The organism is uncultured Vagococcus sp., assembly GCF_963518325.1.
Classification (GTDB): Bacteria; Bacillota; Bacilli; order Lactobacillales; family Vagococcaceae; genus Vagococcus_D.
Window position 1 is genome coordinate 17,120 of the sequence record NZ_CAUQJB010000014.1, and the last position, 14,401, is coordinate 31,520.

The 14,401-nt window shown below is 41.4% G+C and carries 10 protein-coding genes and 1 other annotated feature; of the genes, 8 read left to right on the forward strand and 2 right to left on the reverse strand.

What is annotated here, in order from left to right; genetic code table 11:
* The first annotated feature begins 13 nt into the window (after nucleotides 1-13).
* A complete protein-coding gene (locus RWN13_RS12575; RefSeq protein ID WP_314064067.1) occupies nucleotides 14-1,231 on the forward strand; it encodes a M20 family metallopeptidase in 1,218 nt (405 codons plus the stop codon).
* Between the two features lie 67 nt (nucleotides 1,232-1,298).
* Here RWN13_RS12575 and RWN13_RS12580 read toward each other — a convergent pair whose 3' ends face one another.
* On the reverse strand, nucleotides 1,299-1,604 hold the full coding sequence (locus tag RWN13_RS12580) for a putative quinol monooxygenase (protein WP_314064070.1): 306 nt from the start codon (nucleotides 1,602-1,604) through the stop codon (nucleotides 1,299-1,301).
* Between the two features lie 106 nt (nucleotides 1,605-1,710).
* Here RWN13_RS12580 and RWN13_RS12585 point away from each other — a divergent pair, with 106 nt between their 5' ends.
* Both RWN13_RS12585 and RWN13_RS12590 read left to right on the forward strand, forming a co-directional pair.
* The gene (locus RWN13_RS12585; protein ID WP_314064073.1) at nucleotides 1,711-2,172 is read left to right on the forward strand and encodes a MarR family transcriptional regulator; all 462 of its coding nucleotides are present in this window, start codon (nucleotides 1,711-1,713) and stop codon (nucleotides 2,170-2,172) included.
* The gene (locus RWN13_RS12590) at nucleotides 2,162-3,190 is read left to right on the forward strand and encodes a saccharopine dehydrogenase NADP-binding domain-containing protein (RefSeq protein WP_314064076.1); all 1,029 of its coding nucleotides are present in this window, start codon (nucleotides 2,162-2,164) and stop codon (nucleotides 3,188-3,190) included. Before RWN13_RS12585 ends, RWN13_RS12590 begins: the two co-directional genes overlap by 11 nt.
* A 315-nt stretch (nucleotides 3,191-3,505) precedes the next feature.
* On the opposite strand, the gene RWN13_RS12595 is transcribed toward RWN13_RS12590, so the two are convergent.
* Nucleotides 3,506-4,426 (reverse strand): NADP-dependent oxidoreductase, encoded by a 921-nt coding sequence (locus RWN13_RS12595; protein ID WP_314064078.1) that lies wholly within the window; start codon nucleotides 4,424-4,426, stop codon nucleotides 3,506-3,508.
* Between the two features lie 301 nt (nucleotides 4,427-4,727).
* On the opposite strand from RWN13_RS12595, the gene RWN13_RS12600 reads away from it, so the two are divergent.
* From RWN13_RS12600 to RWN13_RS12620, 5 genes are all read left to right on the forward strand, one after another.
* Nucleotides 4,728-5,933 carry a M20 family metallopeptidase gene (locus RWN13_RS12600; RefSeq protein ID WP_314064079.1) on the forward strand — a complete coding sequence of 402 codons (1,206 nt, stop codon included), beginning with the start codon at nucleotides 4,728-4,730 and terminating at the stop codon, nucleotides 5,931-5,933.
* Between the two features lie 97 nt (nucleotides 5,934-6,030).
* Nucleotides 6,031-6,297, forward strand: a binding site (T-box leader).
* A gap of 125 nt (nucleotides 6,298-6,422) precedes the next feature.
* Nucleotides 6,423-7,712 (forward strand): O-acetylhomoserine aminocarboxypropyltransferase/cysteine synthase family protein, encoded by a 1,290-nt coding sequence (locus tag RWN13_RS12605; RefSeq protein ID WP_314064081.1) that lies wholly within the window; start codon nucleotides 6,423-6,425, stop codon nucleotides 7,710-7,712.
* 25 nt (nucleotides 7,713-7,737) lie between these two features.
* Nucleotides 7,738-8,547: a homoserine O-succinyltransferase gene (locus RWN13_RS12610; protein ID WP_314064084.1), complete on the forward strand. Its 810-nt coding sequence runs from the start codon at nucleotides 7,738-7,740 to the stop codon at nucleotides 8,545-8,547.
* 434 nt (nucleotides 8,548-8,981) lie between these two features.
* Nucleotides 8,982-9,182: a cold-shock protein gene (locus RWN13_RS12615; RefSeq protein WP_209531854.1), complete on the forward strand. Its 201-nt coding sequence runs from the start codon at nucleotides 8,982-8,984 to the stop codon at nucleotides 9,180-9,182.
* 497 nt (nucleotides 9,183-9,679) lie between these two features.
* Nucleotides 9,680-14,377 (forward strand): hypothetical protein, encoded by a 4,698-nt coding sequence (locus RWN13_RS12620; protein ID WP_314064087.1) that lies wholly within the window; start codon nucleotides 9,680-9,682, stop codon nucleotides 14,375-14,377.
* The last annotated feature ends 24 nt before the right edge of the window (nucleotides 14,378-14,401 follow it).

The window sequence follows — 14,401 nt, forward strand, 5'->3', positions numbered from 1 at the left end:
ATGGATGAAAGGAATGAAGACAATGGAGATGAATAAGTTAATTTTTGAAGAGGCTAAAAAGATTCTACCAGAGATGATTAGCACCCGGAGAGCCCTTCATAAAAACCCAGAAACCGGATTTGATTTAGAGCATACAGTGCCTTTAGTATTGAAAAAATTAACAGAGATGGGGTATGAGCCTAAACGCTGTGGTAAAGCAGGCGTAGTAGCAACCATTGGCGATGGAGGAAAAACCTTTTTGCTAAGAGGAGATATGGACGCTTTACCGATATTGGAAGATACGGATCTGGATTTTAAATCCACTAATGGCAAGATGCATGCTTGTGGTCACGATACTCATACGACGATGTTATTGGGGGCAGCTCAATTACTGAAAAATCATGAAGATGAGATTAATGGTACGGTAAAATTGATGTTCCAACCAGCAGAAGAAATTATGCTTGGCGCTAGCGATATGATTAAGGCTGGTGTTTTGGAAAATCCTCACGTGGATGCGGGAATGATGATTCATATTATGCCAGGGCTGCCAATGGATGATGGGACACTTTTAGTGGCAAATAAAGGAAAGGCATTGTCCTCTTGTGACTGGTTTGAAATTGAGCTATTTGGTAAAAATGGTCATGGCTCCATGCCTCAAAATGCCATAGATCCGATTATTCCAGCTTCCAATATCCACTTGGCCTTGATGGAAATTCAGACGCGAGAATTGCCAGCAGATGCCTTAGTGGCTCTGACGGTTGGGGAGTTCCATGCAGGAAATACGTCAAATGTTATTCCGGAAACAGCTATCCTTAAGGGGACATTGAGAACTTACGATGATGACATGCGGGTGGACATCAAAGAACGCATGACTGAAATTGCTGAAAGCATCGCGAAAGCCTATCGTTGTAAAGCCGAAACCCGCTTCTTGGCAGGTGCACCTACATTAGTGAATGATCCAGAGATTGTCGATCATGCAGAGAAAATCTTACCAGCTGTCGTCGGTGAAGGGAAAGTGATTGCATTTAGTGATTTGCCTAATATGGGCGTTCAAATGGGATCAGAAGATTTTGCTTATGTCAGTCATGAGATTCCATCGGTCTTAATAGGCTTGGCGGCAGCGGATAGTCGGTTATCAGAGCCCTATCCTGTCCATCATCCAAAATTAGTTGTCAATGAAGCTATTTTGCCTTACGGTGTGGCAGCTCATGTCAGCATGGCCTTGAGTTGGTTAAATGACCATCATGAATAGTTAGTTGGTGAGGGATAACAAAAAAAGAGTCAACCTTGTTTCCAAGGCTGACTCTTTTTTTTTAGATTTATTTTAGGTTAAAGGCATCTGTTAGCGGTGACATACGGGTGAACCTTCCTTTGGCTCGTGTGTGCTGGTCAATCATTGGGACTAAGCGAGTGAAGTGTTCGGTTTCAGTATGGGTGGTCAAAGCTTCTTCATCTGGCCACTCTTCAATAAAGATGAAATGACCTGGATCTCTTAAATCATGGTAGAGGTCATAGGCAAGACAGGCGGGTTCTTCTTTGGTTCTGGCAACAAGTTCCTGATAAAGTGGCAAAACAGTGTCAATGTGTTCAAGTTTTATGAAGTCTTCAGCAATTAGTTTTAGCATGGGTATTCCTCACTTTGTGTTAGTTTTCTTTAGAATACCACAAAGAAAGGAAAGTTGCTTGTGCGTTTTATTTGCATAAAAGTAGTTTAGTTGCTAAACTACTTTTATGCAAATAAATAAACAGACATCACTATTAGGTGGTATCTTTCAACAGTTACGAGAGCTAGAGCGAACACCTCGGCATATTCCGGGGGTTGGTCAAGTCTCACCGAGTGAGTTCCATCTTATCGAACAAATCGGCTTGGAAGGAAAGGTCACAAGCAAGGAACTTAGTCAGCAGTTGAATATTACCAAGGGAGGTATCTCCCAGTTATTATCAAAATTAAGCAAGGAAGAGTGGATTGAAAGAGAGGAAAATCCAGAAGACAAGCGAGCCGCTTATTTAAGTTTGACTCCTTTAGGTGAATTGGTTTTTAGGGAGCATCAACGGGTTCATCAACAGTTTAATGAGGCACTTAGCCAAAATTTGTCAGAGCTAGAAATAGACGCATTTAATAAAGGTTTAGGTATACTGAACCAGGTATTAGCTCACCAATTGAAAGTAGAAGGAGACGGTCATGAGGAATAAGATATTGATTATTGGAGGACACGGCCATGTGGGGAGTGTCATTACGAAGACTTTAGCAAGGCGTTATGAAGACCGGTTGGTGTTAGCCGGTCGCGATTTAGGAAGGCTAGAAGTCTTTAAGGAACAGTCAGGTTTGTCTGTTGAGCTAATGGCCTTTGATATTCAACAACCTGCCAAGAAGAAGCAGTTTGAAAATATTTCATTAGTAGTAGTTTGCATTGACCAGCAGAGGGTTGATTTTGCCTTATTTTGTCAGAAAATGGGAATCGATTATGTAGACGTTTCAGCGAATGCAGCTTTTTATCATAAACTGGCAGCGGAAACCATTGAGTCGGAAACTGGATTAGTCTACAGTGTGGGGATTGCGCCAGGTATTACTAACTTAATGGCGGCAAAATTGATGAAGGAATTAGCTGATTTTGATGAGATGTCAATTAAGGTCATACTTGGATTAGCCGATCAACATGGTGAGGCGGCGATTGACTGGACGCTAGCTCATCTCAGTGATCGTTACCCATTAAAAAATCAATTGGAGCTAGTTCAGGCTTTTGGGGAAAAAAGCTCGTTTGAATTCAATCGAAAAAAAACACCTGTTTACAGTTTCAATTTTTCTGATCAACATAGTTTGAGGGATCGTTGGCCGTCAAAAAATATCAAGACCTACTTAGGATTTGATGTGAAGTGGGTGACTCAATTTTTTCACGGCTTACAGCGGTTGAATTTGTTAACGTTATTGGCACGGCCTAAGGTTAACCAGATGGCGAAAAGGCTTATGAGTAAAGGGGTTCTAGGGACCGATGTATTTTATGTTCAAGTAACTGCTACCGAGGAGTCTGGGAAAAAGGTTCAATTAACAGTGACAGGTCATAATGAAGCTTTTGTCACTGGTAAAGTAGCAGCTTTTGTGGTTGAGAAAGTTTACCAGTCTAAGGTAAAGGGCTTTGTACAAATCGAAGACATATGTGACTTTGATGAAGTCTTAGAGGCTATCCCTGAATTGACCTTAATAAGTGACTAATCGTAGGAAAGAGGCTGGACAATGGTCCTAGCCTCCGATACTTTTACGAACATCGTACGATAGACTCGCTCCAAAAGTTTGCGCTCTTTGATGTCTTTTGTCTCTACGCACTAAACTTCTAGGCAAGTAAACTTGCAATAGTTAAGGTATCGAAGTCTGCGTAGTGCCCAGAGCATGTGTTTATCTATGACGAGTTGTCCAATGAGGAAACAAAACGACTTTATATCCCAGATTGCTCATTTTGAGCGGTTGGAGCTAGTTTTTAATTAACGAGGTTCACGGACTTGTTACTGGTGTTAATGTTTTTCGGAGGAGTTACTCATAGAGAAAAACCAGTTTGCCACGTTCCTTTTTAGTTAATAAAGCCTGGTGACCAGCAATTAGATTCTCTAAAGTCGCTTTGTGGCTGATGGTTTCAGGTAATTTAAGCTGTCCATTTGAATAAAGATTGCAAAGGTAACTCAGGGCTGGTAAATCTTTTCCATAGACGATGGGTAGCAAGGTGACTGCGTTGGCTAAATCGGGAGCTTGATTTAAAAAGAGATATCGGCCCCCATCATTTAGAACTCTCAAGCCAACATGACTGGCTCTTCCTTGAAGAGAGGCATCTAAAACAACATCTCCTCGTTTGGCTAAAACTTGTGCCACGTCCTCTTGATCATAGGCCACGACCTCATCGATTCCTAATTCTCTCATCATTTGTCGATTTCGACTATTGCCAACGCCGATGACATAAAGCCCATTGGCTTTGGCAATCTGAGCGGCAAGACTGCCAACACTGCCACTGGCCCCTTGAATAATCAAAGTTTCTCCTTTTTTAATTTGTGCGGTGGTAATCAAAGCGTGATAGGCGATGGTGGCAACGGTGCTGAAACCAGCAGCTTCAGCTAAACTCATCGACACAGGTTTAGAAATGATTTTTTTGGCAGAAATGACAAGTTCTTCCCCGTAGCCACCACTAAAGGGATGAGCAATCACGACTTGATTTAATAATTGGTTGTCGACCTCAGAGCCTATTTGAATGACCTGACCAACAGCATCGCTTCCAGGGATAAAAGGAAAGTTAAGTGTGCGATCGGCGAGATGATCACCGGCTCGTAAAGCGGCATCATAGGGATTCAGTCCAAACCCTAAATTTTTTAGTAAGACTTGGTTTGCTTTCAGTTCTGGTTGCGGTACCCTTAAGATTTCAAGGACTGTCGGTGGACCATACGAGTTAAAGCCAAATGCATTCATTATCATTACCTCCTATTTTATGTTGTGGCAGCTTATCCTTTGACCAGCCGTTGAAAGTTGGGCGGATTAGATTGGCGATGTCTGTGGTTTCTCTTATTATAGCAAGTTAAGTTTTATTTTGCTGACTAAGTCACTTTCCAAAAAAATATCGTTCAAGGGTCGAACGATATTTTTAGGCTGGAAGCAGCTTATATTGAAACTGTCTATATTTAGAAAAGGAGATGATACTCTTGGTGTAGTAACCCCTTACAATTGAAGTGTAGAAACTAATTGTAAAAGCTGTTAAGAAAGGGAGAAGAGGATGAATCAAAATTGGGAAAATTTATTACAAGAAGCAGAGGCTTTTCAGGAGGAGATGATTGAAAACCGGCGGCAGTTGCACCGTCATCCAGAAGTTGAATTTGACCTTAAACAAACAGTGCCGTTTGTTATGGAAAAATTAACTGAAATGGGGTATCAGCCTGAGCGGTGTGGGAGAGCAGGGGTCATTGCCACTATTGGAAAAGGTGGTAAAACCTTTTTACTGCGGGGAGATATGGATGCCTTACCGATTGTGGAGGACACGGGTTTGCCCTTCAGTTCAACCAATGATAAGATGCACGCCTGCGGTCACGACATGCATACGACGATGCTTCTGGGGGCAGCGAAATTGTTAAAAGCTCACGAAAAAGAAATCAAAGGAACGGTTAAGTTGATGTTCCAACCAGCTGAAGAAGTGATGTTAGGGGCAGATGACATGATTAAAGCTGGGGCGCTGGAAAATCCCCATGTAGATGCTGGCAGTATGATTCATGTTTTTCCGGGCTTTCAGATTGCCGATGGAACAGTGATCATTTCTGATTTGGGAAAAACCATGGCGTCTTGCGATTGGTTTGAAATTCATGTTCACGGAAAAAATGGCCATGGATCTACACCTGAACGTGCCTTGGACCCACTGATTCCTGCTGCGAATATCTTACTGTCTTTAATGGAGATTCAAGCCAGAGAATTGCCAGCAGATGCTTTAGTGGCCTTAACCGTTGGGGAGTTTCACTCTGGTAATACGTCGAATGTTATTCCAGAACATGCTGTCCTCAAAGGGACTTTGCGAACGTATAATGATGAGATGCGAGTAGAAATCAGGGAACGGATGAAGCAGATTGTTGAGCTGATTTCTGAAACTTATCGCTGTCAGGGAGAAGTTCTTTTCTTGGCTGGGGCACCAACTTTAACTAATGATGAAGCATTAGTTGCCCATGCGCAAAAGGTGATTCCTCACTTAGTGGGTGAAGAAAAAACTGTGTTGTTATCTGAGGTTCCTAGGATGTCAGTGATTATGGGTTCGGAAGATTTTTCTTATGTGAGTCACGAAGTGCCAACTGTTACTTTTTGGTTAGGTGCTGCCGATTCACGACATCAAGAGGCGTATCCAGTCCACCATCCGAAAGTCGTATTTAATGAAGCGATTATGCCTTATGGTGTTGCAACTCATGTAGGTATGGCCCTTTCCTGGTTAGCTGAAAATTAAGGGAAAATGAGAAATCTTTTAATTAAATGAGAGAAAAATTCATTTTAAGCTTGCTTTTTTTATTTTAATCCGTTATGCTAATATCATTCATAATAAATGGTAAACGTTGATGAGAATAGTAATTAGTTGTTGAATTTTTAGAGAGCCTCTGTTTGGTGAAAGGAGGTAATTCAAAGGCTAGTGAAGATGGCCTCGGAGTTTAGTGACTGACTTGACAATGTCAACAGGTCCTACAGGTTTCGCCTGTTATAGCGATAGGGTATACTGAATGTTTTTCACTGTACTTGAAAAGGGAGGAGCTGCGAAGCTTCGCCAAATGAAGGTGGTAACACGACTCGATGACATTATCGCGCTCGTCCTTTAACAAACTCTTGACAGAGCTTGTTAAAGGACGAGCGTTTTTTATTTTCATTTTAAGGTTTGGTCTTTAGGTATGACAAGGCAAAAATAAAGAATAGTGAATGTAACCATTATGAGGAGGAAATGATAATGACAGATAAAGTAAACGGATATGGTAAAGGAACCATTGCAGTCCAAGGGACCTATCAACCAGAACAAGGTGGAACGCGAGTGTTACCGCTGTACCAAAGTACGACTTATGCCTATGAAACGGCCGAGGATACGGCGGCTTTGTTTAATCTACAAGCTGCTGGTCATTTATATTCAAGAATCAGTAATCCTACGGTTGCTAGTTTTGAAGAGAAGATCGCCTTATTGGAAGGTGGCGTTGGGGCAGTTGCAACGGCTTCTGGGATGGCCGCTATTTTTAATAGTATTGTGAACATTGCCCAAGCGGGAGATACGATTCTTAGTTCAAATCAAATTTATGGTGGAACGACTAACTTGTTTATTGCCAACTTACCAAAGTTTGGGATTAAGACCATCTTCTTTGATCAAAATGCCTCTGCTGAAGAGATCAGTGCATTGGCTGATGAAACGACTAAACTGGTTTTTGCTGAGACTGTTTCAAATCCTAGTATTGAAGTTCTGGATTTTGAGAAAATCAGTAAAGTAGCTAAGACCTTGGATGTACCTCTGATTATCGATAGCTCACTAACGGGGCCTGCCTTGATCAACCCCTTAGAATTGGGGGCAGATATTGTGGTTCATTCTACGTCGAAATACATTGATGGACATGCTAGTGCCGTCGGCGGCATCGTTGTGGATGGAGGTAAGTTTAATTGGGACAATGGCAAATACCCTGAGTTAGTTGAACCAGATGAAAGTTATCACGGGGTTCGCTATGTGGCTGATTTCGGTCAAGGGGCTTACACTACTAAACTACGGGTTCAAATTGTCCGTGATTTAGGGAACATCCAAAATCCATTTAATGCGTACTTAACTAATTTAGGGTCAGAGACCTTGGACTTGCGTTGCCAAAAACATTCCAGTAATGCCTTGGCTGTGGCTGAGTGGCTAAGCCAGCAAGAGGTGGTAACTTTTGTTAAATACCCAGGATTGAAGACTGACTCCCAGTATGAATTGGGGCAAAAATATTTACCAAAAGGGGCAAGCGGCATGGTCTCCTTTGGTGTTAAAGGTGGCGCAGAAGCTGCCAAATCATTTATCAATCAATTGGATTTGATTAAGCTAGTGACTCACTGTGCGGATATTCGCAGTTCTGTGATTCATCCAGCTAGCACAACTCATCGCCAGTTGTCGGCAGAACAGCAAGCGGCCAGTGGCGTAACGGCAGATTTAATTCGTTTATCAGTAGGAATTGAAGAAGCGGAAGATATCATTGGAGACATCGCTCAAAGTCTTGCTAAATTGAGCTAACGAACAGACAAAGGAGCCCTTAATCATGACAAAAAAAGGACTTACGATTGCTATTTTAAATTTAATGCCCACAAAGGAAGCGACTGCTAATCAATTGACCGAATTGGTGACAGCTGGTAATGAACAAGTAGAGGTTCTGTTGCTCTATCCAGAAAGTCACTACGAAAACAAGGTCTTACCAGATTTGCTTGCCCGTGATTATTTTCCTTTTTCTTTAATTAAGGAACGGGTGGTTGACGGTGTGATTGTGACGGGGGCGCCTGTGGAACAACTGGCTTTTGATCAAGTGGACTATTGGCCCGAACTGTGCGAGACCCTGAGTGTGATCCGTGAAAAAGACATTCCGATACTAGCTATTTGCTGGGGAGCTCAAGCGGCTCTTTATCATTATTACCAAATTGATAAGCTGACTCTAAGGAATAAAGTAGTCGGAGTTTTTGATCACCAGTTACGTGTGAAGAATCATCCGATTTTTAAGCACTTGTCAGCATCTTTTAAAGCTCCCCATTCACGCTATACAACGGTTGATCAAACACAAGTGTTAACTCATCCCGATTTGGTGAATGTAGCGGACTCCACAGAAGCGGGGTTATACTTAGTCACCAATCGCAGCGGTCGAGAAACCTTTGTATTTGGTCATGCTGAATACGAGCGAGATACGCTAAATTTAGAATACCAACGAGACCTTGTCAGTGATTCAGAGGCGCCCTTTCCACAAGGTTATTACCCAAACAATCAAGTTGATCTGGAACCAATCAAGACTTGGGCATCTCATGGTCGTTCCTTATTTGGGCAATGGATTCATTCTCTAGCTGGCATTTACACTGTGTCATAATTTTGCTTCTGAACAAATAGTGACTAACGAAGCGTAAATTAAAAAAAGTGTTTCCAATAAAAATTAGTCTTGTTGATTTTGGTAGTTTTTAGAAAAGGCTTCCTGAAAAGTAAAAGTACTGTGTTAGATAGTCTTTTGTTTCCAGTAAGAGAGGAAAATACTGTTAAGATCGCTGATTGGCGTCAATTGTTATGATCCATCACTTTGCTAAAATATGTCTTAAATAGCTCGATTATTAAAATATTAATGAATAATTAAAATAACTTTCATAATTCAGTTTACAAGTCCTTCATTATGGGTTATACTTTAAAAGTAATATGTTTGATAAAACTAATAAAGGGTATTTTACATTTCTTGTGTATTGAAACACCTCTTATGTAGCATCGACATTTATTGCAATTAATAAGCGCAATGCGCAAAAGGAGGAAAACAACATGGCTCAAGGAACAGTAAAATGGTTTAACGCAGACAAAGGTTTCGGTTTCATCACTCAAGAGGACGGCTCTGATGTGTTCGCACATTTCTCAGCAATCCAAGGTGAAGGATTCAAAACTTTAGAAGAAGGTCAAGCAGTGACTTTCGATGTTGAAGAAGGTCAACGTGGACTTCAAGCAACTAACATCACTAAAGACTAATTCCTATTAGTTAAATAGACATATTGGCTTTAACTCCAATTAACTATTCGAAGATCGGTATTTAACAGAAGGCAACTTCTGTTGGATATCGGTCTTTTTTTGTTGACGAATTAAATAAATCTGTTAGTAAACTCTTACTTGGAAAGTGTGTCTTAAACCGTTTAATAAAGGAGTGTTTTTAATGTGATGGTAAGGTTGAGGCGTAATGGCTAGAATCCTTATTCTAACAAAGCGTCTTAGTTTTTTTTAACTTTGCAACAGAGGGTCATTTATTGTATAATATTGTAAGGTGTAAGATTCTGGCAAAATGCCTGAGGTGTTTCAAGGGGTCTTGCGACGGAACGTTATTTTTTTTTATTCAATAGATAAACTGATAGCTTATATACAAAAAAACGTGTTTCGTGTAGTAAATAGATAAAGAGTAGAGGCAGAAGTAGAAAAGGTAGTTCGACTGGTGCAAAAACAGACGCTACTAAATAAGAGGGAGTTATTTTAGCGTGGATGGAAAGGAATATGAAACTATGGTGGGCAATAATGAGCAACAAGACAAGCTACATACAGAACTACAGAAAAACTTCAATGTTCTATTTGAAGAATTTTCAAAGATAAAGTTAGAGAATCATAAATTAGCGTTGCAGCAGAAGCGATTTGCGGAGAACAATCAGTTGCTTATGGCTGAAGTTAGTAAATATTTGGATTACTCCAGTCAGATTCAATCGGCAGAATTGTCTCCAACAGAAATAATTGATGCTCATCGCAATTTCAATGCAACGGGCGATGTGATTAATTTAGTGAAAAGTGCCCTAGTTGAGGACAAGAGTGTTGATGAAATGATTGGCGTTTATTTATTGGCGGCTAAAAACAATGCCCAACAAATTATTACAAGTGCCCGCTTAGAAGCGGAACGTGACGGTGAACGCATTATTGCAGAAGCTAAAAGCTCAGCCACCTCTGAGGCAGAAGCTCAATTAGCTAAAGAAATTGCCAGTATTAATGAACGTAAACTGGAAATTGACGCGTTGGCACATAAAATTAAAGCCGATGCAGACCAGTACGCTGAGACAAAGCGTGCGGAGATTGCTAGTCACATACAAAAAAATCAAGCCGATGCCGAAGCGTATGTCATTAAAGTCAAGACGGAAGCTGATGAATATGCTGAATTTACTAAGTTAGCTGCGTCACAGAGCACCGAAGAATTAGATGCAACCTTTAAAGCCAAGCTGCATGAAGCAGAGGACTACGCTGAAAAGATTCGCCGTGAAGCAGAGCAATATGCTGAAGAAACCAAAATGATGGCATCTCAAGATCGTGAGAATGTCGACAGTTTGGTCAAATCAAAATTAGCAGATGCTCAAACAGAAGCAGATGCGATTAAAGCATCGGCTATTCAAGAACAATTAACCGTTAAAACCGATGTGGAAGCCAAATTGGCTGAAGCCCAAGCTGTGGCAGATGAGTTAAGACGTGATGCAGAACAATACGCCGAGACTACGAGGATGGCTGCAAGCAAAAGTCGTGAAGAGTTTGATACCGACTTTAAAAATCAGTTAATTGAAGCGGAAGCTAGAGTTCAAAAGGTGAAAGATGAAGCCACTAAAATAAAGGCAGAGGCAGCCTCTTATGCTGAAAATTTAATTGCTGTTGCCGATCAAGGTCAAGCGGAACGGGAAGCTAATTACCAGGCTGAATTGGCCAAAGCAGTTGCTGAAGCCCAGTTGATTAAAGATGAGGCTAAGGTTGAGGCTGATAAGCTAAAACAAGCAGTAGCAGAAGAGCAAGCAAAGAGTGATAGTGCACATCTAATTAAGCAGGCAGAAGTCGATTCATATGGAGAGCGGGTTAAAGCAGACGCCCATGAGTTAGCTGTTAAGCTGAAAAGTGAAGCTGACGAGTATGTTCAACGGTTAAGAGCAGAAGCGGATAGTAGCCAAGCTCAAGCAAAAGCTCAACTTGCTGAAGCAGAACACTATGTTCAGCAGTTGAAGGAGCAAGCTAATTCTGAGGCCGAAAGAATCAAACAACAAGTTGATTTGGAAGCAGAAGGAATTAGAGCCGAAGCAAAAGAATATGCGGAAAACATTGTGAAGGTAGCTGATGAAGGGCAAGCACAACGGGATGCCGGTTATCAGGCGATTAGAGCAGAAGCCGATACTTATGCCTTGAAAGTAAAAGGGGCGGCAGATCAGTACGCATCGACAGTGACAACGAAAGCTAAAGCGGCCGAAGCTGACTTCCAGTTGAAACAACGTCAGCAAGAAGAGGAAGCCAATGCTTATGTAACTAAGGTAAGAGCAGAAGCGGAGCAATATGCAGAAAATCTTGTTGCTAAAGTCGACGCTGAGCAAGCGGAGCGTGAAGCTAATTATCGCAAGATCAAAGAGGAAGCCGATACGTATGCCCAACAAACTCGTCGTGAGACAGATCAACATGTCCAAAGTTTAACTGCGAAAGTTGAACAGGATCACGCTGAGCGAGAAGTGGCTTTCCGTCACTTGGAGAATGAAGCAGAGGCGAAAGCTATCGCTATTAGAACAGAAGCAGAGGAGTATGCTGCTAAATTAGTTGAAGAAGCGAATGCTGGTCAAGCCGAACGAGATGCTGGATACCAAAAATTACAAAATGACGCAGAAGCCTATGCTGAGAAAATTAAACAAGATGTTGATAATTATCAAGCTAAGATTGAAGCCGAAGCTTTGGAAACGCAAGTGGAAGCCGACGATTATGATAAAGAGAAACGTCAAGCTGCAGATGCCTATGTTACTGAGCAGGAGGCTATTATTGCCTCTCGTGAAACAGAGCGTGAAATAGCCTTCCAAGAGCAAAGAGCGCTTGCCGAAGAGTATGTCCAAAATGTGAAAACAGATGCGGATGTTTATGTGACGGAGCAAAAAGCTGCTGTGGTACAATTGAAAGCAGAGGCAGAGGCTTACGGGGAAGAAACCAAAACTGCGGCTAATAAGTATGCTAAGACCAAACAAGTTGAATTGGAAACTCTCCAAGCCACGTTTGAAGAAGAGCGTCAACAAAAATTGGCTAAGGCAGATGCCCAGGGAATGGCTATTAAAGAAGCAGCAGATGCTTATGCAGAAGAGCAACAAGCAGAGATTGCAGCTAAATTGAAACAAACTGAAACAGAAATTGCAGCAAGATTGGCTCAAACAGAAGCGGAAATTAATAAAAAAAATCAAGAGGCTGAGGCTCATGCTAGTCAATTACTAGCGGAAGTAGCTGAGCACACGACCCGCAATCAGCAAGAAATTGCTCAAGCTAAAGCGGCTCTTGAAGAGGCAACGGCTCTTGAAAAAGCGGAAGCAAAGGAATACAGTCAAAAAATCAAAGCAGAGGCAGATGCTTACGCTGCAGATTACCAACGTCAATTGGCGGAGCAGGAAACGGCTCAAAACCAGCGCTTGACTGAAGAGCGTTTAGCCGTTGAAGAACAACTCAAGGCGCTTAAAGATGAAACCAATCTGTATGTGACTGAAAAACGCCAAGAAATTGAGCAAAAAGAAGTGGAAGTTTTTTCTGAATTGGATGAGAAGCAAGCAGAAGTCGAAGCTTATGCTGAAAAAGTTAAGACAGAGGCCGATCAGTATGTCGATCGTAAGAAAAAAGAAAGTGACCAACGTGAAAATGACGTGGTTAACAGCCTTAACGAGAAACGTGCAAAAGCAGATGATTATGCTGAGAAAGTTAAAACAGAAGCCAATCAATACGTAGAAAACAAAACCAAAGAAATTGAGAAAAAAGATAGCGACACCATGCTTCAATTGTTAGCTAAGCAAGAAGAAGTCGATGCTTATGCGGATCGAGTGCGTTCAGAGGCTAATCGTTATGCCAGAACAAAAAATGAGGAAATTGCCAAGAGCGAAAGTGAGCTAAGCACGCAATTAATCAGTCTGATGGCTAAAAAAGAAGAAATCGAAGATCAAATTGAACACGAGAAGGGCCAATTAGTGACGGAGAAAAAAGCCTTAAGTGACCGTGAAATTGAATTGGCAATTGAGATTCAAAATGAAAAAGCGGAAGCTGATTCCTATGCACGTAAAGTTAAGACAGAAGCAGATCGCTATGCAGAACGGAAGGCCAAAGAAGCCGAACTTGCCAAACAAGATATTATGGGACAACTGCAAATGAAACAATCCGATGCTGAACTTTATGCAAGTCGGATTAAAGCGGAAGCCGATAGTTACTTGGAATCCAAGCAACGTCAGGCTGCCATGACTGAAACAGAATTGACAGAAGATTTGCAAGCGAAAGTAGCTGCAGCAGAAGGGCAGATTGCGGAATTGAAAGCCGAGGCTGAAGACTATGTTGCAGAGCAGCGCCAAGACATGGAAACCCGTCAAGAAGAAACCAATCAGTTACTGAAAATTAAACAAGCAGAAGCTGAGGACTATGCGGAAAAAGTGAAGCGTGAAGCCGATACGTATGCAGAATCGAAAACTAAAGATATTATTAACTTGGAAACACGAACTCAATCACAAACCGAGGCGCTTCAAGTTGAGGCAGACAGCTATGCGGAAAAAGTGAAAGCTGAAGCGGATCGTTATGCTCAGCGTATTCAACAAGAAATTGATTTAAGTAAAGAGCGAGTGGATGACCAATTAACAAGTAAGTTAGATGAAATTGATATTTACAGTCGAAAAGTTAAATTAGAAGCCGATAACTATGTCACAACTAAGAAAAAAGAGATTGATCACACAGAAAAACAAGTTAATGCCTATTATCAAACGAAAAAATCAGAAGCGGAAATTTATGCAGATGAAGTTAAATCAGCTGCTGAGGATTATGCCCGTAATAAGAAACAGGAAGCGGATCGCTACCAGTCTCAAAAGGAGCGTGAAGCAGATGAAGCATACAATGAAGCGGGTGTTGAAACCCTCATTATGAATAAAAAAGATGAGGCGAAAGCCATTGCGAAACAAATTCGTGAAGAAGCGGAAATTTATGCTGAACGCCTTAAGCGAGATGCTGATAGTTATGCACGCAAGAGTAAAACGGAAACGGAAATTTATGCCTCTTCAGTTAAAAATGATGCAGATATCTATGCGAAAATTAAGGGCGATGAGCTTCTAATTGAAGAACGTGAATTACAAGGTCGTGTGGAAGAGCTGAAAGCTCGTTTCGATCGTCAAGTCGATACCTTGCTGTCAACGGTTGAAGGATATGTAGCAGCCGGGAAACAAGACTAACGTAAACAAGAATATATCAATGCA

Bases quoted from the DNA above. Each gene is read 5' to 3' on its own strand.
- RWN13_RS12580 (WP_314064070.1), bottom strand. From the start codon at position 1,604: ATGCTAAAACTAATTGCTGAAGACTTCATAAAACTTGAACACATTGAC.
- RWN13_RS12615 (WP_209531854.1), top strand. From the start codon at position 8,982: ATGGCTCAAGGAACAGTAAAATGGTTTAACGCAGACAAAGGTTTCGGT.
- RWN13_RS12590 (WP_314064076.1), top strand. From the start codon at position 2,162: ATGAGGAATAAGATATTGATTATTGGAGGACACGGCCATGTGGGGAGT.
- RWN13_RS12595 (WP_314064078.1), bottom strand. From the start codon at position 4,426: ATGAATGCATTTGGCTTTAACTCGTATGGTCCACCGACAGTCCTTGAA.
- RWN13_RS12575 (WP_314064067.1), top strand. From the start codon at position 14: ATGAAGACAATGGAGATGAATAAGTTAATTTTTGAAGAGGCTAAAAAG.
- RWN13_RS12605 (WP_314064081.1), top strand. From the start codon at position 6,423: ATGACAGATAAAGTAAACGGATATGGTAAAGGAACCATTGCAGTCCAA.
- RWN13_RS12600 (WP_314064079.1), top strand. From the start codon at position 4,728: ATGAATCAAAATTGGGAAAATTTATTACAAGAAGCAGAGGCTTTTCAG.
- RWN13_RS12585 (WP_314064073.1), top strand. From the start codon at position 1,711: ATGCAAATAAATAAACAGACATCACTATTAGGTGGTATCTTTCAACAG.
- RWN13_RS12610 (WP_314064084.1), top strand. From the start codon at position 7,738: ATGACAAAAAAAGGACTTACGATTGCTATTTTAAATTTAATGCCCACA.